18 protein-coding genes are annotated in these 18,105 nt (G+C 64.3%); 11 read left to right on the forward strand and 7 right to left on the reverse strand.

All coding sequences use genetic code 11. The features are described from left to right. Positions 1-56 precede the first annotated feature (56 nt). Entirely contained in the window at positions 57-638 is a 582-nt protein-coding gene (locus tag F2P44_RS02105; RefSeq protein WP_167084553.1) for a putative pterin-binding protein, read from the forward strand. A gap of 18 nt (positions 639-656) precedes the next feature. Here the strand turns inward: F2P44_RS02105 and F2P44_RS02110 are convergent, their stop codons facing one another. From F2P44_RS02110 to F2P44_RS02140, 7 genes are all read right to left on the reverse strand, one after another. Continuing rightward, complete coding sequence (locus F2P44_RS02110; protein ID WP_370662622.1) at positions 657-995, reverse strand: hypothetical protein; 339 nt, start codon at positions 993-995, stop codon at positions 657-659. Positions 996-1,217: 222 nt separating this feature from the next. After that, complete coding sequence (locus F2P44_RS02115; protein WP_167084557.1) at positions 1,218-2,051, reverse strand: Rossmann-like and DUF2520 domain-containing protein; 834 nt, start codon at positions 2,049-2,051, stop codon at positions 1,218-1,220. Next, a complete protein-coding gene (locus F2P44_RS02120; RefSeq protein ID WP_167084559.1) occupies positions 2,052-2,630 on the reverse strand; it encodes a DUF924 family protein in 579 nt (192 codons plus the stop codon). Between the two features lie 9 nt (positions 2,631-2,639). After that, positions 2,640-3,386 carry an MgtC/SapB family protein gene (locus F2P44_RS02125; RefSeq protein ID WP_167084561.1) on the reverse strand — a complete coding sequence of 249 codons (747 nt, stop codon included), beginning with the start codon at positions 3,384-3,386 and terminating at the stop codon, positions 2,640-2,642. A gap of 19 nt (positions 3,387-3,405) precedes the next feature. Further along, positions 3,406-3,672: a hypothetical protein gene (locus tag F2P44_RS02130; protein WP_167084563.1), complete on the reverse strand. Its 267-nt coding sequence runs from the start codon at positions 3,670-3,672 to the stop codon at positions 3,406-3,408. Further along, positions 3,672-5,507 carry an aminopeptidase P family protein gene (locus F2P44_RS02135; protein WP_229423320.1) on the reverse strand — a complete coding sequence of 612 codons (1,836 nt, stop codon included), beginning with the start codon at positions 5,505-5,507 and terminating at the stop codon, positions 3,672-3,674. Before F2P44_RS02135 ends, F2P44_RS02130 begins: the two co-directional genes overlap by 1 nt. A 67-nt stretch (positions 5,508-5,574) precedes the next feature. Next, positions 5,575-6,261 (reverse strand): Crp/Fnr family transcriptional regulator, encoded by a 687-nt coding sequence (locus tag F2P44_RS02140; protein ID WP_167084565.1) that lies wholly within the window; start codon positions 6,259-6,261, stop codon positions 5,575-5,577. A gap of 153 nt (positions 6,262-6,414) precedes the next feature. Here F2P44_RS02140 and F2P44_RS02145 point away from each other — a divergent pair, with 153 nt between their 5' ends. The 10 genes from F2P44_RS02145 (at position 6,415) to F2P44_RS02190 (ending at position 18,105) form a co-directional block, all read left to right on the forward strand. Continuing rightward, positions 6,415-8,373 (forward strand): AMP-dependent synthetase/ligase, encoded by a 1,959-nt coding sequence (locus F2P44_RS02145; RefSeq protein WP_370662624.1) that lies wholly within the window; start codon positions 6,415-6,417, stop codon positions 8,371-8,373. Between the two features lie 19 nt (positions 8,374-8,392). After that, positions 8,393-9,223 carry an ABC transporter ATP-binding protein gene (locus tag F2P44_RS02150; protein ID WP_223164984.1) on the forward strand — a complete coding sequence of 277 codons (831 nt, stop codon included), beginning with the start codon at positions 8,393-8,395 and terminating at the stop codon, positions 9,221-9,223. A gap of 127 nt (positions 9,224-9,350) precedes the next feature. Beyond that, entirely contained in the window at positions 9,351-10,247 is an 897-nt protein-coding gene (locus tag F2P44_RS02155; protein WP_167084571.1) for a branched-chain amino acid ABC transporter permease, read from the forward strand. A 1-nt stretch (position 10,248) separates the two neighbouring features. Then, a complete protein-coding gene (locus tag F2P44_RS02160; protein ID WP_167084573.1) occupies positions 10,249-11,307 on the forward strand; it encodes a branched-chain amino acid ABC transporter permease in 1,059 nt (352 codons plus the stop codon). Between the two features lie 21 nt (positions 11,308-11,328). Continuing rightward, the gene (locus tag F2P44_RS02165; RefSeq protein ID WP_229423321.1) at positions 11,329-12,657 is read left to right on the forward strand and encodes an ABC transporter substrate-binding protein; all 1,329 of its coding nucleotides are present in this window, start codon (positions 11,329-11,331) and stop codon (positions 12,655-12,657) included. A 76-nt stretch (positions 12,658-12,733) separates the two neighbouring features. After that, the gene (locus F2P44_RS02170; RefSeq protein ID WP_167084575.1) at positions 12,734-13,555 is read left to right on the forward strand and encodes an ABC transporter ATP-binding protein; all 822 of its coding nucleotides are present in this window, start codon (positions 12,734-12,736) and stop codon (positions 13,553-13,555) included. Between the two features lie 9 nt (positions 13,556-13,564). Next, positions 13,565-13,918 carry an MmcQ/YjbR family DNA-binding protein gene (locus F2P44_RS02175; protein ID WP_167084577.1) on the forward strand — a complete coding sequence of 118 codons (354 nt, stop codon included), beginning with the start codon at positions 13,565-13,567 and terminating at the stop codon, positions 13,916-13,918. Beyond that, positions 13,915-15,192: a phenylacetate--CoA ligase family protein gene (locus F2P44_RS02180; RefSeq protein WP_167084579.1), complete on the forward strand. Its 1,278-nt coding sequence runs from the start codon at positions 13,915-13,917 to the stop codon at positions 15,190-15,192. Before F2P44_RS02175 ends, F2P44_RS02180 begins: the two co-directional genes overlap by 4 nt. Before the next feature lie 283 nt (positions 15,193-15,475). Beyond that, complete coding sequence (locus F2P44_RS02185; protein WP_167084581.1) at positions 15,476-16,057, forward strand: hypoxanthine-guanine phosphoribosyltransferase; 582 nt, start codon at positions 15,476-15,478, stop codon at positions 16,055-16,057. A 374-nt stretch (positions 16,058-16,431) separates the two neighbouring features. Beyond that, complete coding sequence (locus tag F2P44_RS02190; RefSeq protein WP_167084583.1) at positions 16,432-18,105, forward strand: glycosyl hydrolase family 18 protein; 1,674 nt, start codon at positions 16,432-16,434, stop codon at positions 18,103-18,105.

Raw genomic sequence — 18,105 nt, forward strand, 5'->3', positions numbered from 1 at the left:
GAGGGGCGGGATGGCGATATGATGGCAGGATGACACGCCAGACGAGGTATTCTCGCATGAATAAACGCCATTTCCTGGGCGCCGCCGTGAGCGCGGCCGCCCTTCCCGCCCTCGCTTCGGCAGCGCCCGCCAGGCTGGCGCCGGGACCGGCCCTGCTGACCCTCACCGGCGCGCTGGCGCGCAGCAACCGCGGCCCGTTCGACCCGGTGCGCGACCAGATGATGCACAAGCAAAAGATCAGCTTCGACAAGGCCTTCAGCCTCGACTTCGGCGCGCTGCTGGCCCTGCCGGCGGTCGCCATCCGCCCCACCCTGGAATACGACGGCAAGCCGCATGCGCTGCGTGGCCCGCTACTGCTGGACGTGGTGGCGGCGAGCGGCACCCGCCTGCGCGACGATGGCAAGCTGCTGCTGCGCGCCGTGGACGGCTATGCGGTCGCGCTGCCGGTGGCGCAGGCGCGCGCGCAGCGCTTCATCGTCGCCACCCATCTCGACGGCAAGCCGATGGCGCTGGGCGGACTGGGACCCTTGTGGGCCGTGTACGATGCGGATGCATTCCCGGACATGGCCGCCAGGCCGGTGGCGGAACGCTTCGGCGCCTGCCCGTGCGCCCTGTATCACATCGAGGTCACGGGATAAGGCTACGGCGGCGATGGCTCAGGAATAGGCTTCGGCCAGCGACATCACGCGCGGCGCGACGGTGATGCCGACGTTGCCGAACAGGCTCTCGATGGCTTTCAGATTGGCCTCGCACTCTTCGGTTTTCCAGCCCTTGAAGATGTCGGTGCCATCTTTTTGAAAGTGCAGGTCGAGTACCTTGCCGCGATCCTTGTGGGTGTAGGCCTCGCTATGGGTATTCTGGAAGCCCAGCTCGGCGAGGCCGGCGAGGATCGAATTCGGTGGATTGTCGGGGTCGGTTGCGAGAAAAACGCCGAAGGTCTTGCCGGGGGGCTTGGCGGCGATATCGACTTCATAAATGCCGGGCGCCTTTGTCACAGACGTACTTTTCAAAAATAGCATGCTGGTCTCCCTCGTCGACGTAAGCAGCGGCATGAAGAACCCTGCCGTTTTGGCAAGCCTCCCGCAAGATCACCGTAACGGTCTAGCTTATTGCGATTTTTTGCGTTTGTCGATGCATGGTTGCATCTTTTCGCATTAATGCATCAGCCGCGTTGCATAAGCGGCGGCCCTGGTTTCCCAAGCGGGGTCTGACCCCGGTTAAGAAACTTTGCGCGTTTTGCGCCGCGCCAGGTCTTGCGTCGGCGCCACCAGCGCCGCGTACAAGGCGCCGGTCGGCCCGTCCCACGCGCCCAGCGCCGCCTGCTGGCGCGCCACCGTGTCCATGTCGCCGCGCGCAATCGGCCCGCTCAGCGCCGCCGCCGCGCCCAGGCGGAACACATTGGCCATGCTTTCCGACGCCAGCGGCTGCGCCATGGCGCGCGCCACCGGCTCGGGCACGCCTGCCGCCTGGTAGGCGCGCAACGCGGCGTCGAGCACCGTCACCAGATAATTCGAGGCGAACACCGAGGCCGCGTGATACACCGTCTTGGCTGCGGCGTCGATAGCCACCGGCTGCGCGCCGATCGCCGCCAGCGCCGGCGTGAGCACGGCCAGCGCGCCAGCGTTGCCCTCGGTCCCGCAAAAGGTGCCGTCGAAGCCGCGCGCCACCAGCGCCGGATCGGCAAAGCTGCGGATCGGATGCACGGATGCCGCCAGCGCCCCGGCTTCGGTGGCCGCCACCAGCTCCGCCGACGACTTGGCGCCGCTGCAGTGAAACACGATGGCGCCGGCGAGCGCCTGCGCGCCCGCCAGTTGCGTGCACACGGCGCCGATCTGGTCGTCGCCGACGGCCAGCATCCACACATCGGCCGGCCGCATGGATGCCAGGTCGGCCACCGCGCGCCCGGCGCCGATGAAACCGACGGCGTCAAGCGCACTGGCGTGCGAGCGCGTCAGCACGTCCTGCACGGCAAAGCTGCCGCGCGCGCCGAACAGGCGCCCCAGCACCCGTCCCACATGGCCGGCGCCGATGATGTTGAGCGTGCGCGCCACCTAGAAGCCCGACCCCGGCTGCTTGAGGTAGTCGATTTCGTCAAGCGTCGAGGCGCGTCCCAGGATCGCATTGCGGTGCGGGAAGCGGCCGAAACGCGCGATCACGCCGCGATGGCGGTGCGCGTAATCGAGCGCACCCTCGAACGCCCCGCCGTACTGCGCCAGGCCGGCGAACAGCAAGACCGCGCGCTCCTGCATGCGCGCGTCCTCGGCGTGTTCGAACGGCATGTAGACGAACCAGCGCTGCAAGGGGGTCAGCGTTTGATCGGCGCCGCTGTCGACCAGGCGCAGCGCCGCCGCCAGCGCCAGCGCGTCGCCCGAAAACGAGGCCGGCTGGCCGCGCCAGGCGTTGCGCGTGAGCTGGTCGAGCAGCACGATGCGCGCCAGCGCGCCCTGCGCTCCTTCGTCGTCCCAATCGCGCAGGCCGCCGGCAAGCGCGTGTTCGAGCAGGGGGCCGAAGCGCTCGGCCACCTCGGCATCAAAAGCGTCGCTCTTGCGGAACCAGACGTCGCGCGCCTTGCCGTGGTCCGGATGGTGCGCCGGGAGGAACCAGAAATCGAGTATGTCTTGTGCCGTCATGAGCACTCCTTAATTGCGGGCGTGGGAGATTTGAAAACTGTCGATGCCGTTGAACTGCGCCAGTTCGGCCGCCAGGTCGGACAGCGGCGCGCCGCTTTTCTTGGACAGCGCCAGTGCCACGAAGCGCCATTCCTGCATGCTGTTATCGCTGCCGATGGTGAGCGAGCCGCCGGCGATCGCATAGCCGCGCGCGAACGCGATGCGGCGCAGCGCATCCTCGCGCGGCACGAAGTCGGGCTTGAAACGCATCATCACCGCCACCGCATGGCGCGAGGGCAGCCAGGCTTCGACCTTGGACAGGTAGATCATGATCATCGCCGAAAAAAAGGCCAGCCCCATGGCCGCCAGGTAAAACCCGACGCCGACCAGGATGCCGATCACCGACGAGGTCCAGATCGAGGCGGCGGTGGTCAGGCCGCTGATGTTGAAGCCTTCGCGCATGATGACGCCCGCGCCCAAAAAGCCGATGCCGGTGACGATGCCCTGGATGACGCGCGTGGGGTCGACCGCAGCCAGCAGCGAGGAGCCATGGCCGCCGAACCAGAAGCCCGGATAGCCGCCGACGATGGTCAGCGCGGCCGAGGCCATGCACACCAGGCCATAGGTGCGCATGCCGGCGGCGCGCCCGTGGTACGAGCGCTCGTAGCCGACCAGCAGCCCGAGTATCAGGGCCCCCAGCAGATTAAGCAGAATCAGGCCGTTGGTGGCGATTTCGGGTTGCGACCAGTAGGCCGAGAGCAGATCCTTGGTGGGCATGCGGTTTCCTTGGTCGGATCTAGGATGCTGGCTTTTTCTTCACCAGTTGCTTTTCAAAGGCGACATCGAGCTTGCTGACGCGCCGCGCCACTTGCGGTCCGAGCTTGTTGACAAAGGCGACGAAATCGTCGAGGTCGAGCGGGGCGCACAGGGGCGGCTCGCCCGGCGCTTCCGACAGGAAGAACAGGCCTTCGCCGGTGCGGGCCATCGAGTAGCCGGGGTTCCCGCTGCGAGCCTTGAGGCGGTCGACGGCAGCGCTGGCCCGGGTTGAACGTGCGGTCGACATCAAATCTCCTGTGTGCGTTGGTCAAGCCAGGCGGCGGCCGCGCCGCTCACATGCGGCGCCAGGCGCGCGCGCACGGTGGCATGGTAGTCGTTGATCCAGGCGATTTCGTCGGCGCGCAGCAGCGGCAGGTGCAGGCAGCGCGTGTCGATCGGGCACAGGGTCAAGGTCTCGAAGCGCAGCCAGTCGCCAAATTCGGTGGCATCAAGCGCGACGTTCAGCACCAGGTTCTCGATCCGGATGCCCCAGCGGCCGGGCCGGTAGATGCCCGGTTCGACGGAAGTGATCATGCCCTCTTCCATGGCGGTGTGCGGCTCCGGCATGGCGCTGGCGGAAATCGACTGCGGTCCCTCGTGCATATTCAGGAAGAAGCCGACGCCGTGGCCGGTGCCGTGGCCGTAATCGATGCCGGCCGCCCAGATCGGAGCGCGCGCCAGCGCATCGAGCATCGGCGAGCGGGTGCCGCGCGGGAAGCGCGCCGACGACAGTGCGATCACGCCCTTGAGCACCAGCGTGAAGTCGCTGCGCTGCGCTTCGCTGGTGGCGCCCACCGGCACCACGCGCGTGATGTCGGTGGTGCCGCCCAGGTACTGGCCGCCGGAGTCGATCAGCAGCAGGCCGTCGCCTTCGATGACGGCATGCGCGGCGTCGCTGGCGCGGTAGTGGATGACGGCGCCGTTGGCGTTGAAGCCGGCGATGGTGCCGAAACTGGGGCTGACAAAGCCGGGGCGGCGCGCGCGCGCGGCCGTGATGTGGCGGTCGATGGCCACTTCAGTGAGCGGGGCGCGTACCGGGTTGGCCAGTTCGGCTTCCAGCCAGGCGAAGAATTCGCACAGGGCCGCGCCGTCCTGCTCCATGGTGGCGCGCACGTGGGCGGCTTCAAAGACGGATTTTTTCGATTTGGCGAACGTGCTCGGGTTGATCGCTTCGATCACCTTCACAGCGGGCGCGATGGCGTCGCGCATGCCGGCCGTGATGCGGCGCGGATCGATCAGCAGCGCGGCATCGACGGGCAGCACGGCCAGCGCGCCGGCGGCGTCGGCATAGGGAGCAAGGGTCACGCCGTCAAGCAGCAGGCGTGCGCGCAGTTCGGCCGGGACCTTGGCTTCGGCCACGAACAGGGTCGCGCCATCGGGTGCCACCAGCGCATGCGCCAGGAACACCGGGTTGTAGCTCACGTCGGCGCCGCGCAGGTTGAACAGCCAGGCGATGTCGTCGAGGGTGGAGATGAAGTGGTGCCCGGCGCCCAGTTTTGCCATGGCGGCGCGGGTGGCGGCCAGCTTGCCGGCGCGGCTGGTCGACGCGAACGGCGCGGCGTGCTCGAATACCGGGGCCGGTGGCAGCGCCGGGCGCTCGCTCCAGACCGTGTCGAGCAGGTCGATATCGGTGCGCAGATTGACGCCGCGCGCTTTCAAGGCATCCGCCAGCAGGCGCGCCGTGGACAGGCCGAGCACGCGCGCATCCACCGCCACCGTCTGGCCCGGGGCCAGGTTGGCGGCCAGCCAGTCGATGTGCAGCAGGCTGGCGCCGGACGGGATTTTCATCAGCTGCACGCTGCTGCCGGCCAGTTCGGTCGCGGCCTGGGTCCAGTAGCGGGCATCGGTCCAGCAGCCTGCGAAGTCGCCCGTGGCGATGAAGGTGCCGACCGAGCCGGTGAAACCGGTCAGCCATTCGCGCCCCTGCCAGCGGCCGGGCAGGTATTCGGACAGGTGCGGATCGGATGAAGGGATGATGCAGGCGTCGACGTGCGCGCGCAGCATGGCGGCGCGCAGCTGCGCGAGGCGCTGGTCGCGCGCGGTGGTGGTGGGCATGGGCAGCGTTGAATCGGGTGATGTCATTGTGTCTTATGATACCTCTATCGCACCCGGCCGGGGCGCCGGGCGTGTGCATGCGTGCGTCCGCGCATCATGCCTGGAAGTGGCGCAGCCCTTCCAGGTCGAGCACCCGGATGCCGCCGTAGTCGAGGCGCACCAGCCCTTCCTTTTCCAGCAGTTGCAAGGCCTGGTTGGCGCGCTGGCGCGAAGCGCCCGACAGGTAGCCGATTTCTTCCTGCGAAATCTGCACCAGCTTTTCCAGTCCCGGATACAAATGCGAGTTGAACATGGCGGCCAGGCAGCGCGCCACGCGGGTATCGATATCGAGCATGCGGTCGTTTTCGACCAGGCCGATGAACTGGCCGAGGCGCTCGTTGAGCTGCATCAGCAGAAAGCGCGTGAACGGCAGGCTCACTTCCAGCAGCCACTCGAAGGTGTCGCGCGGCATGCGCGCCACGCGCGTGTCGCGCAGCGCCATCACATCGTATTTGCGGGTCTGGTCCTTGAGCAGCGAGCCTTCGCCGAACCAGCCGCCGGTGGGCACGCCGGCGAAAGTCACGTTTTTACCGGATGGCGAAAAATTGTTGATCTTGACCAGGCCGTCGATGATGCCGACCCAGTTGTCCAGCGCCTCACCCTTGCGGCATACAAAGCCGCCCTTGGGCACGAATTGCTCGAAGCAGTCGGCTTCGACCCGGATCATCTCGGCGCTGGTGAGGGTGCGAGCCCATATGGTCGAGCGCAGGTGATCTATTAGTGTCTGTGTCTGGTTTGTCATTGTGCGCCGCAACATCGAAAATCGCGAATTTGAGGGGCAATTGTCATCCAAAAGACAACCTGCCCGGCCAACGCGAGCTAATATCATCACACAAAAAGCGCGCCACCCCCGCATTTGCACTCGCGGGAGGGGCCGGACAAACAAAAGGGGACGCTGGTGACGACATCCGATGGCTCGCAATTGCAGACTTTCCCGCGGCGCTTGCTGGCGCACGCCCAGACTCGCCCGCAGCGCCCCGCCTTCCGTGAAAAGCACTTGGGCATCTGGCAGACCTGGAGCTGGCTGGAGGTGAACGCCGAGGTGCGCGCCCTGGCCTGCGGCCTGGCGTCGCTCGGTTTCACGCGCGGGATGAACCTGGCCATCATCGGCGACAACCGCCCGCGCCTGTACTGGGCCATGCTGGCCGCGCAATGCCTGGGCGGGGTGCCGGTGCCGCTGTACCAGGATGCGCCAGCGGCCGACATGGCCTACGTCCTGAACGACGCCGGGATCGGCTTTGCCATCGTCGAAGACCAGGAGCAGGTCGACAAGCTGCTCGAACTGCAAGCGATGTGCCCGCAGGTGCGCCACATCGCTTTCGACGACGAACGCGGCATGCGCCACTACAAGCAGGCCGGCCTGAACTCCTTCGCCGCGCTCCAGGCACTGGGCCGCGCATGGGACCAGGCCCATCCCGGCGCGTTCGACGCGGCGGTTGCCGCCGGTAGCGGCAGCGACATTGCAATCATCCTGTACACCTCCGGCACCACCGGCAAACCGAAGGGCGTATGCCAGTCGCATGCCGCGCTGATGGCGGCCGGCGTGGGCGGAGTGGGCTTCGACAAGCTGACCGACCGCGAAGACATCCTGTCCTACCTGCCCATGGCGTGGGTGGGCGACTGCCTGTTCTCGCTGGCGCAGGCGATGGTGGCCGGCTTCACGGTGAATTGCCCGGAGTCGGGCGACACGGTGCTGACCGACCTGCGCGAGATCGGCCCGACGTACTACTTTGCGCCGCCGCGCGTGTTCGAGAACATGCTCACCACCGTCATGATCCGGATGGAAGACGCGGGCTCGGTCAAGCGCAGGATGTTCCACCACTTCATGGCGGTGGCCAAACGCTGCGGCGCCGATATCCTGGACGGCAAACCGGTGCCGGCCCTTGATCGCGCGGCGTATGCGCTCGGCCACCTGCTGGTGTACGGGCCGCTCAAGAACGTGCTTGGGCTGTCGCGCGTGCGCGTGGCCTACACCGCCGGCGCGGCGATCGGGCCGGACCTGTTCCGCTTCTACCGCTCGATCGGCGTCAATCTCAAGCAGCTGTACGGCTCCACCGAAACCTGCGCCTATGTGTGCCTGCAACCTGACGGGAACATCAAGTTCGACAGCGTGGGCTTGCCCGCACCCGGCGTCGAGGTGCGTATCGCCGCCAGCGGCGAGGTGCTGGTCAAGTCGGCAGCGACCATGGCGGGCTACTTCAAGCGCGACGATGCGACCGCCGAAGTGATCGACGCCGACGGCTACTTCCACACGGGCGACGCCGGCATGTTCGACAGCGAAGGCCACCTGAAAATCATCGACCGCGCGGCCGACGTGGGCAAGATGAACTGCGGCGCGATCTTCGCGCCCAACTACATCGAGAACAAGCTCAAGTTTTTCCCGTTTATCAAGGAAGCGGTCGCTTTCGGCAACGCGCGCAGCCAGGTGTGCGCCTTCATCAATATCGACATGGAAGCGGTCGGCAACTGGGCCGAGCGGCGCAATATCGCCTACGCCGGCTACACCGACCTGGCCGCGCACGGTACCACCTACGACCTGATTCGCGACTGCGTGGAGAAGGTCAACGCCGACCTGGCCGGCGAAGCGCTGATGGGCGCGACCCAGATTCACCGCTTCCTGATCTTGCACAAGGAGCTAGATCCCGACGACGATGAACTGACGCGCACGCGCAAGGTGCGGCGCAAATTCATCGCCGACAAATACGCGGTGCTGATCGACGCGCTGTACACCGACAAGGCCAGTCAGTTCATCAGCACCCAGGTCAAGTTTGAAGATGGCCGCGTGGGATTGGCCAGCGCCGATTTGCGCATCTGCGGGGCCACCACCTATCCCGCCATGGAAAAGGCTGCGTGAGGAGCGCGTTGCGATGAACATGAATGAACTCAAGGAACCAGCGGACAATGAACCAGGGACGAAGGGACCGGCGCGCAAGATCGGACCGGTGATCCTTGACCTGAACAACATCTCGCTGTCGTTCGGCGGGGTCAAGGCGCTGACCGACATCTCCTTCAACGTCAGGCGGCACGAAATTCGCGCGATTATCGGGCCGAATGGCGCGGGAAAAAGCTCGATGCTGAACGTGATCAATGGCGTGTACCGCCCGCAGCAGGGCGAGATCGTGCTGCGCGGGGAGCACCGCAAGAACATGGACTGCTACAGCGCGGCCAAGGCGGGCATTGCGCGCACCTTCCAGAACATCGCGCTGTTCAAGGGGATGACGGTACTGGACAACATCATGACGGGCCGGAACCTGAAGATGAAGTCGAATTTCCTGATGCAGGCCCTGTACTGGGGTCCGGCGCGGCGCGAGGAAATGGCGCACCGCGAAAAGGCGGAGGAGATCATCGATTTCCTGGAGATCCAGGCGATCCGCAAGACGCCGGTGGGGCGGCTGCCGTACGGGCTGCAAAAGCGCGTGGAGCTGGGACGGGCGCTGGCGGCGGAACCGGATATCTTGCTGCTCGATGAACCGATGGCGGGGATGAACGTGGAGGAGAAGCAGGACATGTGCCGCTTCATCCTGGATGTGAACGACCAGTTCGGGACCACCATCGTGCTGATCGAGCATGACATGGGCGTGGTGATGGATATTTCGGACCGCGTGGTGGTGCTCGATTACGGCAAGAAGATCGGGGATGGGACGCCGGATGAGGTGCGCAGCAATCAGGATGTGATTAATGCGTATTTGGGGGTGGCGCATTGAAGCCGCCTTACACCGCAAGCCTTCCCGTCGCCCCCGCGCCTTGGCGCGGGAACGACGGTTTTAAGGTAAGTGGCGGAAAGAGCTTCCGCGAGTTAGACCGGTTTACGGACAGATTGAAGGTAGTACCATGAATTTTTTCTTTGAAGTCCTGATCGGCGGCCTGCTCTCCGGCGTCATGTACGCGCTGGTGGCGATTGGTTTCGTCCTGATCTACAAAGCCTCCGGCGTATTCAACTTCGCCCAGGGCGCGATGGTGTTCTTCGCCGCCCTCACCTGCGTCGGCATCATCGACAAATTCGGCGTCTCGATCTGGCTCGCCATCCCGCTCACCATCGTGGTCATGATCGCACTCGGCCTGGCCATCGAACGGATCGTCCTGCGCCCTTTGGTCAACCAGCCCGAAATCACCCTCTTCATGGCCACCATCGGCCTGGCGTTCTTCATCGAAGGCCTGGCCCAGCTGCTGTGGGGCTCGCAGGTGCACAAGCTGGACCTGCCGATCGAGGACGTGCCGATTCCCTTCCTGCTCGATAACTACAACATCATCGTCTCCCAGTTCGACGTCACCGCCGCCGGCATCTGCGCGGTGCTGGTCACCGCGCTCGCGCTGCTGTTCTCGAAAACCAAAGTCGGCCGCGCCCTGCGCGCCGTCGCCGACGACCATCAGGCCGCACTTGCCGTCGGCATCCCGCTGCAGCAGATCTGGGCCGTGGTGTGGGCCGTGGCCGGACTGGTCGCGCTGGTGGCGGGCCTGTTGTGGGGCGCGCGCAACGGCGTGCAGTTCGCACTGACCTTCATCGCACTCAAGGCGCTGCCGGTGCTGATCCTGGGCGGCTTTACCTCGGTCCCGGGCGCCATCGTCGGTGGCCTGATCATCGGCGCCTCCGAAAAGCTGGCCGAGGTCTACATCGGCCCGATGGTCGGCGGCGGCATCGAGGGCTGGTTCCCGTACGTGCTGGCCCTGCTGTTCCTGCTGGTGCGGCCGGAAGGCTTGTTCGGCGAAAAAATCATCCGGAGAATCTGATATGTTTTACCGTGAAGCCGGACAATTCAAGACCACCTACGAGTCGGACGGGCAGATCTTCCCGATCCGCCAGGACCGCATCGCGCTGGCCGGCCTGCTGTTGCTGGCACTCGCCATCGTGCCGGTGTTCGCCTCGCCCTACATGCTGTCGGCGATCCTGATTCCGTTCCTGATCTTTTCGCTGGCCGCGCTGGGCCTGAACATCCTCACCGGCTATTGCGGCCAGCTCTCGCTCGGCACCGCCGCCTTCATGGCGGTGGGCGCGTTCGCCTCGTTTAACTTCATCGCGCGCCTGCCCGGCATTCCGATGCTGCTCGCCTTCGTGCTGGGCGGCTTGTGCGCGGCCATGGTGGGCATCGCCTTCGGCCTGCCATCGCTGCGCATCCGCGGCTTTTACCTGGCCGCGTCGACCCTGGCGACCCAGTTCTTCGTGGTCTGGTGCCTGACCAAGATCCCCTACCTGACCAATTACAGCAGCTCGGGCGTGATCACGGCGCAGAAAATCGTCATCTTCGGCTACCAGTTCGATACGCCGGCCAGCAAGTACGTGCTGGTGCTGGGAATCGTGGCGCTCATGGCGCTGCTGGCCAAGAACATGATCCGCTCGAACGTGGGCCGCTCGTGGATGGCGGTGCGCGACATGGACGTGGCGGCCGAAGTCATCGGCTTTCGCCCGATGCGCACCAAGCTGCTGGCGTTTGCGGTCAGCTCGTTCTACTGCGGCGTGGCCGGCGCGCTGTACGCCTACGCTTACCTGGGCACGGTCGAACCGGAGGCGTACAACCTCGATCTGTCGTTCCGCATCCTGTTCATGATCATCATCGGCGGGGTCGGCTCGGTGCTCGGTTCCTTCCTCGGCGCGGCCTTCATCGTGCTGCTGCCGGTATTTTTGAACATCCTGGCGCACAGCCTGTCGCTGCCAACCTCGGTGGCGTCGAACCTGGAGTTGATGGTGTTCGGCGCGCTGATTATCTTTTTTCTGATCGTGGAGCCGCATGGCCTTGCGCGCCTGTGGCAAGTAGGTAAAGAAAAACTGCGGCTTTGGCCGTTCCCGCACTAACGCATTCTTCCGGAGACCACAATGAATCACGTAAAACATAAGATGAAGAACCCTGTATTCAAGAACCTGCTGCTGTGCGCCACCCTGATCGGCGCATTCAATCAAGTGCAGGCGGCCGACCAGTTCATCGCGCTGCCTTCGTACCGCGTCGGCCCGTACGCGGCCGGCGGCTCCGGCTTTTACGGCGGCGCCATCGATTACTTCAACCTGGTCAACGCCAACGGCGGCGTCAATGGCGTAAAAATCCAGTGGGAAGAATGCGAGACCGAATACAACCCGTCGCGCGGCATCGAGTGCTACGAACGGCTGAAAACCAAGAACGGCGGCGCCAGCATGGTCGAACCGCTGTCGACCGGCATTGCCTACGGCGTGCTCGATCGCCTGGTGCAGGACAAGATCCCGATGACGACCCTCGGCTACGGCCGCTCGGACGCGGCCAACGGCAAGGTCTTCCCGTACGTGTTCCCGCTCATTACCAGCTACTGGAACCAGGCCGCGGCGATGATCAAGTACCTGGCCGACAAGAACGGCGGCTACGACAAGCTGAAAGGCAAAAAAATCGTTCACCTGTACCACGATTCGGCCTTCGGCAAGGAACCGCTGCCGGTGCTGGAAGCGCAGGCCAAGCAGTACGGCTTCGAGTTGATCAAGATCGCGGTGGCGCCGCCGGGCAGCGAGCAGCAGTCGCAGTGGCTGCAGATCCGCCAGGCCAAGCCGGACCACGTGATCCTGTGGGGCTGGGGCGTGATGAATTCAGTCGCCATCAAGACCGCGCAGCGCAACGGTTTCCCGCGCGAGAAGATGCTGGGCGTGTGGTGGGCAGGTTCCGAAGAAGACACGATTCCGTCGGGCGATGCGGCCAAGGGCTACACCTCGATGACCTTCAACACGCCGGGTAACTATCCGCTGGTCGACGAGATCCGCAAGAAGGTCTACGCATCCGGCAAGGGCAACCTGGCCGACCAGGCGCGTATCGGCTCGGTGTACCACATGCGCGGCCTGACCGCCGGCATCTTGTGGGTGGAGGCGATCCGCGTGGCGCAGGACAAATTCGGCAAGGGCAAGACCATGACCGGCGAGCAGATTCGCTGGGGCCTGGAAAACCTGAACGTCGATGAAGCACGCCAGAAAGCGCTGGGCGCCTTCGGCATGTTCCCGACCGTGAAAACCAGCTGCGACGACCACGAGGGGTCGGGCGCGGTCAAGGTCCAGCAGTGGGACGGCAAGAAGTGGATCGCGATCACGCCGAACTGGGTGGTGGGCGACAAGGCCTTCACGCGCAAGCTGGTCGAGGAATCATCGAACGCCTACGCGGCCGAGAAGAAGATCACGCCCACCTGCCTGAAGTAAGGGCAGGAAGTAACCGTTCCCTTGCCCTCGCGCCAGAGCAGCGGCGCGAGGGATTTTTATACCGCGCGAAGAGCCTATGACCACCATCACTGCCAGCCAGCCTTACCTGTCGGTCAATAACATCGAGGTCATTTACGACCATGTGATCCTGGTGTTGAAAGGCGTGTCGCTGCAAGTCCCGAAGGGCAAGATCGTGGCCCTGCTGGGCGCCAACGGGGCCGGCAAATCGACCACCCTGAAAACCATCTCGACCCTGCTGCGCGGCGAACGTGGCGACGTGACCAAGGGCGAGGTGCAGTTCAAGGGCGAACGGGTCGACCATCTGACCCCGAATGAGCTGGTCAAGCGCGGCCTGTCGCAGGTGATGGAAGGGCGCCACTGTTTCGGCCACCTGACCATCGAAGAAAACCTGCTGACCGGCGCCTACACGCGCAATATCTCGCGCGCGGAACTGAAAGCGGCGCTGGAAGCGGTGTACCAGTATTTTCCGCGCCTGAAAGAGCGGCGCGGTAGCCAGGCCGGCTACACATCGGGCGGCGAACAGCAGATGTGCGCAATCGGACGCGCATTGATGGCCAAGCCGTCGATGATTTTGCTCGACGAACCGTCGATGGGCATCGCGCCGCAGATCGTCGAAGAGATCTTCGACATCGTCAAGGACCTGAACCAGAAGGAAGGCGTGTCGTTCCTGCTGGCCGAGCAGAACACCACGGTGGCGCTGCGCTACGCCGACTTTGGCTACATCCTCGAAAACGGGCGTGTGGTGATGGAAGGCGAGGCCAAGGAACTGGCCAGCAATGAAGACGTCAAGGAGTTCTACCTCGGCGTCGCTGGCGCGGAGCGCAAGAGTTTTCGGGACATGAAATTTTACCGCCGCCGCAAACGCTGGCTGGCTTGAAGGATCATCATGGATTTTGAAGCCGCAAAAGCCCTCTGCCGCACCTTCCCCGGCGCGACTGAAGACCGCAAGTGGGAAACGCGGGCGGTGTATTCGGTGGGCGAGAAGATGTTTGCGATGTCGGATTACGCGGTGCCGGCCAGGGGTATCTGCTTCAAGGTGGAGGACGACCGCTTCCTGGAGCTGACCGACCGCCCCGGCATCATTCCCGCGCCTTACCTGGCGCGGGCGAAGTGGGTGTACGTGGAGAACGCGAAGGCGCTCAGCGACGCGCAAGCCGCAGCGCTGCTGCGGCGCGCCTACGAACTGATTTTCGCCAAACTGACCCGCAAGCTGCAACGCCAGATCGGAGAACAAGCATGAAGGTGGACACGCTCGACATCCTCGACACGCTCGATGCGTTGGAGACGCGCGACCCGCAGGAGCGCGAGCGCGACCTGATGGCGCGCCTGCCGCAACTGATCGAGCGCGCCCGCAGCGCGCCGGGCTGGGCGCGCATCCTGGCGGGCGTGGACGGCGCTACTATCAACAGCCGCGCCGCGCTGGCATCGCTGCCGATCACGCGCAAGGCCGACCTGAAAGCGCTGCAGAAGGCCTCGATGCCGTTCGGCGGGCTGACGGTGACGCCGGTGGGTGGATTGTCGCGGGTGTACGTGTCGCCGGGGCCGATCTTCGATCCGGAAGGGCGCGGCGAGGACTGGTGGCGCTTTGCGCGGCCGATGTACGCGGCCGGCGTGCGGCCGGGCGGGCTGCTGCAGAACTGTTTTTCGTATCATTTCACGCCGGCCGCCTTCATGGTGGAAGGCGGCGCGGCGCGCATCGGCTGCGCGGTGATTCCGGCCGGTGCCGGCCAGACCGAGATGCAGGTGCAGGCGATTGCCGACCTGCGTCCGGATACGTACGTGGGCACGCCGTCCTTCCTGCGCATCATCATCGAGAAAGCGCGCGAGATGGGGGCCGATATCAGCAGCATGCAGCGCGCGCTGATGGGCGCGGAGGCGCTGCCGGAGTCCTTGCGCACGTGGTTTCGCGAGAATGGCGTGCCGCATGTGTTCCAGACCTATGCGTCGGCCGATATCGGCAGCATGGCGTACGAAACGGCGACCGGCGGGGTGCTCAATCCGGGCATGGTGCTCGATGAGGATGTGGTGCTCGAAATCGTGCGGCCCGGCAGTGGCGAGCCGGTGGCGCCGGGCGATATCGGCGAGATCGTGGTGACCTTGTTTAATGCGGACTATCCGCTGATCCGGTTTGCGACGGGGGATATGTCGGCGCTACTGGTGGACACGGAGCCGTCGCGCTGCGGACGCACCAACAGCAGGATTCGCGGCTGGCTGGGACGGGCCGACCAGACCACCAAGGTGCGCGCGATGTTCGTGCATCCGTCGCAGGTGAATAATATCGTGCGGCGCCATCCGGGGATCTTGAAGGCGCGGTTGGTGGTGACCGGCAGGATGGCCAATGACGTGATGACCTTGCACTGCGAGGTCGCGAACGCGCCGGACGCGCAGCAGGCGGCGGCGATTGTGGAGTCGATTCGCGAGGTGACCAAGCTGCGTGGGGAGGTCAGGTTCGAGTCGCCGGGGACCTTGGCCGATGATGGGAAGGTGATTGAGGATTTGCGGGATTACAGCTGAATGGTCATGTAAGCCACATTTCGTGATTCCTGCCGCCACCTCGCCGTCGCTCCTGGCACTGCCAGAAACGACTTCCCGCGCCAAGGCGGCACTCGGCGGGAACCCGAGTTCGTGCTGCAGCTAACGGCGTATCAACAAACTTGGGGGGAACCCATGCGTTCCCGCCGAGTGCCGCCTTGGCGCGGGAACGACGAGGCGCCTCTTGTCGCACAAATCCAACGATCCCCATTGTGCAGTGCACTTTGCAGGATAATTGCCTGGTGTCCTTTATGAGCTAATCACCATGCAAGAATTCCACGCTGAACGTGCACGCGCCCTTCTCGACAATGCGGAGGAAATTTTCGACGCCGCCGCCGTCCAGGCCGCCGTGCGCCAAGTTGCCGACAAGCTCAACTCGCGCTTTGACCAGCCCGACAATGACGCCTTCCCCCTCGTGCTCGGCGTGATGGGCGGCGCGGTGGTGTTCACCGGCTGCCTGCTCCCGCAACTGCGCTTCCCTCTCGAATTCGACTACATCCACGTCAGCCGCTACGGCGACGACGACCAGGGCGGCAACGTCGTGTGGAAAGTGATCCCGCGTCCGAGCGTGGCCGGCCGTATCATCATCGTGCTCGACGACATCCTCGACGAGGGCGAAACCCTGGCCCACGTCAAGCAGCGCCTGCTCGACATGGGCGCGGCCGAAGTCGTCATTGCCGTGTTCGCCGACAAGGCCATCAAACGCAGCAAACCCATCAAAGCCGATATCATCGGCCTGTCCATTCCCGACAAGTTCGTGGTCGGTTTTGGCATGGATGTGTATGGCTACTGGCGCAACTTGCCTGGGCTATGGGCAATCCGCGCGGAAGACCTCAAGCCACGCTGATACGCCAGCAATGCGTGTCGCGCACGAAAAAAGCGCCGCGACCGCTCGCGGCGCCTCTAATACCAATCTAAACGGGTATTAAAGCGGTATTGTACATATTGTGTACAATTTGATATCTCTCTGTCATCCCGCCTTTCTCAGCTTCCACATTTCGCTATGCGCTCCCCGTATATGCATCCTCGATAAGTACATACCTTGCCTGAGCGAGAGTTTCTTTCGTCCATCAAACTGGTATTTCATTTTAGTTAACCCACTAAAACCACTTGACTACCAATTCTCCGGGACGCACTCTAGCTCACCGTTTTTCCGATTGATCGGCGCAGTTCCGATTGCAGAAGATCGTAAAACGGACACCAATCGACCAAGGAGACAACATGGAATACACAACTAAAAGCAGCCTGTTGGTCGCCCTCATCGGCGGCATGCTCGCCGCATGCGGCGGCAGCGGCGGCGAGAAATCCGACATTCAAGGCAGCATGACCAAAACGGCAGCTGCCGTCGTCACCTGCCCCACCTGGAATGCGGCCACGGTCTATACCGTCGGTAATTGCGTGGTCTACCAAGGCAAGGTGTACAAAGCCAAGTGGTGGACCCAGAACAATGTTCCGGGCACTGAAGAGTGGGGCCCATGGGCGCTGACGACCGATACCCCGACGCCGACACCGACCCCGACGCCACCAACCCCAACGCCGACCCCGCCGACGCCTACTCCGCCGACGCCAACGCCACCAACACCGACCCCCACCCCGGTCGGCGGACGTGAAATCGGTTCCTACTTCGCCCAATGGGGCGTGTACGGCCGCAGCTACGAAGTGGCCGACATCCATACCACCAAGACACCAGTGAACGGCGTGCCGACCAGCGTGGCCGACCAGCTGACCTTCATCAACTACGCCTTCGGCAATGTGTACGCCAAAAACGGCGGCTACGAGTGCGACATGGTGACCAAGGCCGAAACCGGCAACACCACGCCCCCACCAGCCGACGCCGGCACCGGTGGCGACGCCTACGCCGATTACCAGCGTTCCCCTGCGCGCACGGTCGACGGCAAGGTCATCCCATGGGATGCCAAGCTGACCGGCAACTTCGCCCAGCTCAAACTGCTGAAACAGGCCCACCCGAACCTGAAAGTGTTCATTTCGCTGGGCGGCTGGAGCTGGTCGCGCTACTTCTCGGCGGCTGCCAAGACCGACGCCTTGCGCAAGCAGCTGGCCAGGTCGTGCATCAAGCAATTCATCGCCGGTGACTTGCCGGTGCAGGATGGACGTGGCGGTCCGGGCGCGGCCAAGGGCGTGTTCGACGGCATCGATATCGACTGGGAATACCCGGGCGGTGGCGGTCAGCCGTACAACACGGTCGACACGGTCAACGACAAGCGCAACTTCACCTTGCTGATGGCCGAGTTCCGGGCCCAGCTCGACGCCCAGGGCAAGCTCGACGGCAAACGTTATCCACTGACGGCCGCCATCGGCGCCGGCGGCGAGAAGATTGCCCAGACTGAACCTGCGCTGTATAGTCAGTACATGGACTGGGTCAACGTGATGACGTATGACTTCCACGGCGGATGGGAAAACACTACCAACTTCCACGCGCCGCTGTACCGTGATCCCGCCGACCCGGCGACCGGCAACCTGGTCAAGTACAACACCGACGACGCGATCAAGACCCTGGTCGCAGCCGGCATGCCGAAGAACAAAATCCTGCTGGGCGTGCCGTTCTACGGCCGTGGCTGGAAAGGCGTGAGCCCCGGCCCGCGCGGCGACGGTTTGTACCAGGCAGCAAGCGGTGCGGCAGCCGGCCAGTACGAAGCCGGCATCGACGACTACAAGGTTCTCATGAACAAGGCCGGCACCCGCTGGACCCATCCTGTGACCAAGCAGTTGTACCTGCTGACGACCAACAGCGAATGGTGGAGCTACGACGATCCGGCCACCATCGGTGTGAAGATGCAGTACATGCGTGACCAGGGCCTGCGTGGCGCGTTCTCATGGGAACTCGACGGCGACGCCAACGGTGCCCTGACCAGCGCAGTATGGAAGGGCCGCTAA

Source organism: Massilia frigida (assembly GCF_011682175.1).
Taxonomy (GTDB): domain Bacteria; phylum Pseudomonadota; class Gammaproteobacteria; order Burkholderiales; family Burkholderiaceae_D; genus Telluria_A; species Telluria_A frigida.

Excerpts from the sequence above, each read along its gene's own strand:
- F2P44_RS02105 (WP_167084553.1), top strand. The coding sequence starts at position 57 with ATGAATAAACGCCATTTCCTGGGCGCCGCCGTGAGCGCGGCCGCCCTT.
- F2P44_RS02120 (WP_167084559.1), bottom strand. The coding sequence starts at position 2,630 with ATGACGGCACAAGACATACTCGATTTCTGGTTCCTCCCGGCGCACCAT.
- F2P44_RS02125 (WP_167084561.1), bottom strand. The coding sequence starts at position 3,386 with ATGCCCACCAAGGATCTGCTCTCGGCCTACTGGTCGCAACCCGAAATC.
- F2P44_RS02130 (WP_167084563.1), bottom strand. The coding sequence starts at position 3,672 with ATGTCGACCGCACGTTCAACCCGGGCCAGCGCTGCCGTCGACCGCCTC.
- F2P44_RS02135 (WP_229423320.1), bottom strand. The coding sequence starts at position 5,507 with ATGACATCACCCGATTCAACGCTGCCCATGCCCACCACCACCGCGCGC.
- F2P44_RS02140 (WP_167084565.1), bottom strand. The coding sequence starts at position 6,261 with ATGACAAACCAGACACAGACACTAATAGATCACCTGCGCTCGACCATA.
- F2P44_RS02150 (WP_223164984.1), top strand. The coding sequence starts at position 8,393 with ATGAATGAACTCAAGGAACCAGCGGACAATGAACCAGGGACGAAGGGA.
- F2P44_RS02155 (WP_167084571.1), top strand. The coding sequence starts at position 9,351 with ATGAATTTTTTCTTTGAAGTCCTGATCGGCGGCCTGCTCTCCGGCGTC.
- F2P44_RS02160 (WP_167084573.1), top strand. The coding sequence starts at position 10,249 with ATGTTTTACCGTGAAGCCGGACAATTCAAGACCACCTACGAGTCGGAC.
- F2P44_RS02165 (WP_229423321.1), top strand. The coding sequence starts at position 11,329 with ATGAATCACGTAAAACATAAGATGAAGAACCCTGTATTCAAGAACCTG.
- F2P44_RS02170 (WP_167084575.1), top strand. The coding sequence starts at position 12,734 with ATGACCACCATCACTGCCAGCCAGCCTTACCTGTCGGTCAATAACATC.
- F2P44_RS02175 (WP_167084577.1), top strand. The coding sequence starts at position 13,565 with ATGGATTTTGAAGCCGCAAAAGCCCTCTGCCGCACCTTCCCCGGCGCG.
- F2P44_RS02180 (WP_167084579.1), top strand. The coding sequence starts at position 13,915 with ATGAAGGTGGACACGCTCGACATCCTCGACACGCTCGATGCGTTGGAG.
- F2P44_RS02185 (WP_167084581.1), top strand. The coding sequence starts at position 15,476 with ATGCAAGAATTCCACGCTGAACGTGCACGCGCCCTTCTCGACAATGCG.
- F2P44_RS02190 (WP_167084583.1), top strand. The coding sequence starts at position 16,432 with ATGGAATACACAACTAAAAGCAGCCTGTTGGTCGCCCTCATCGGCGGC.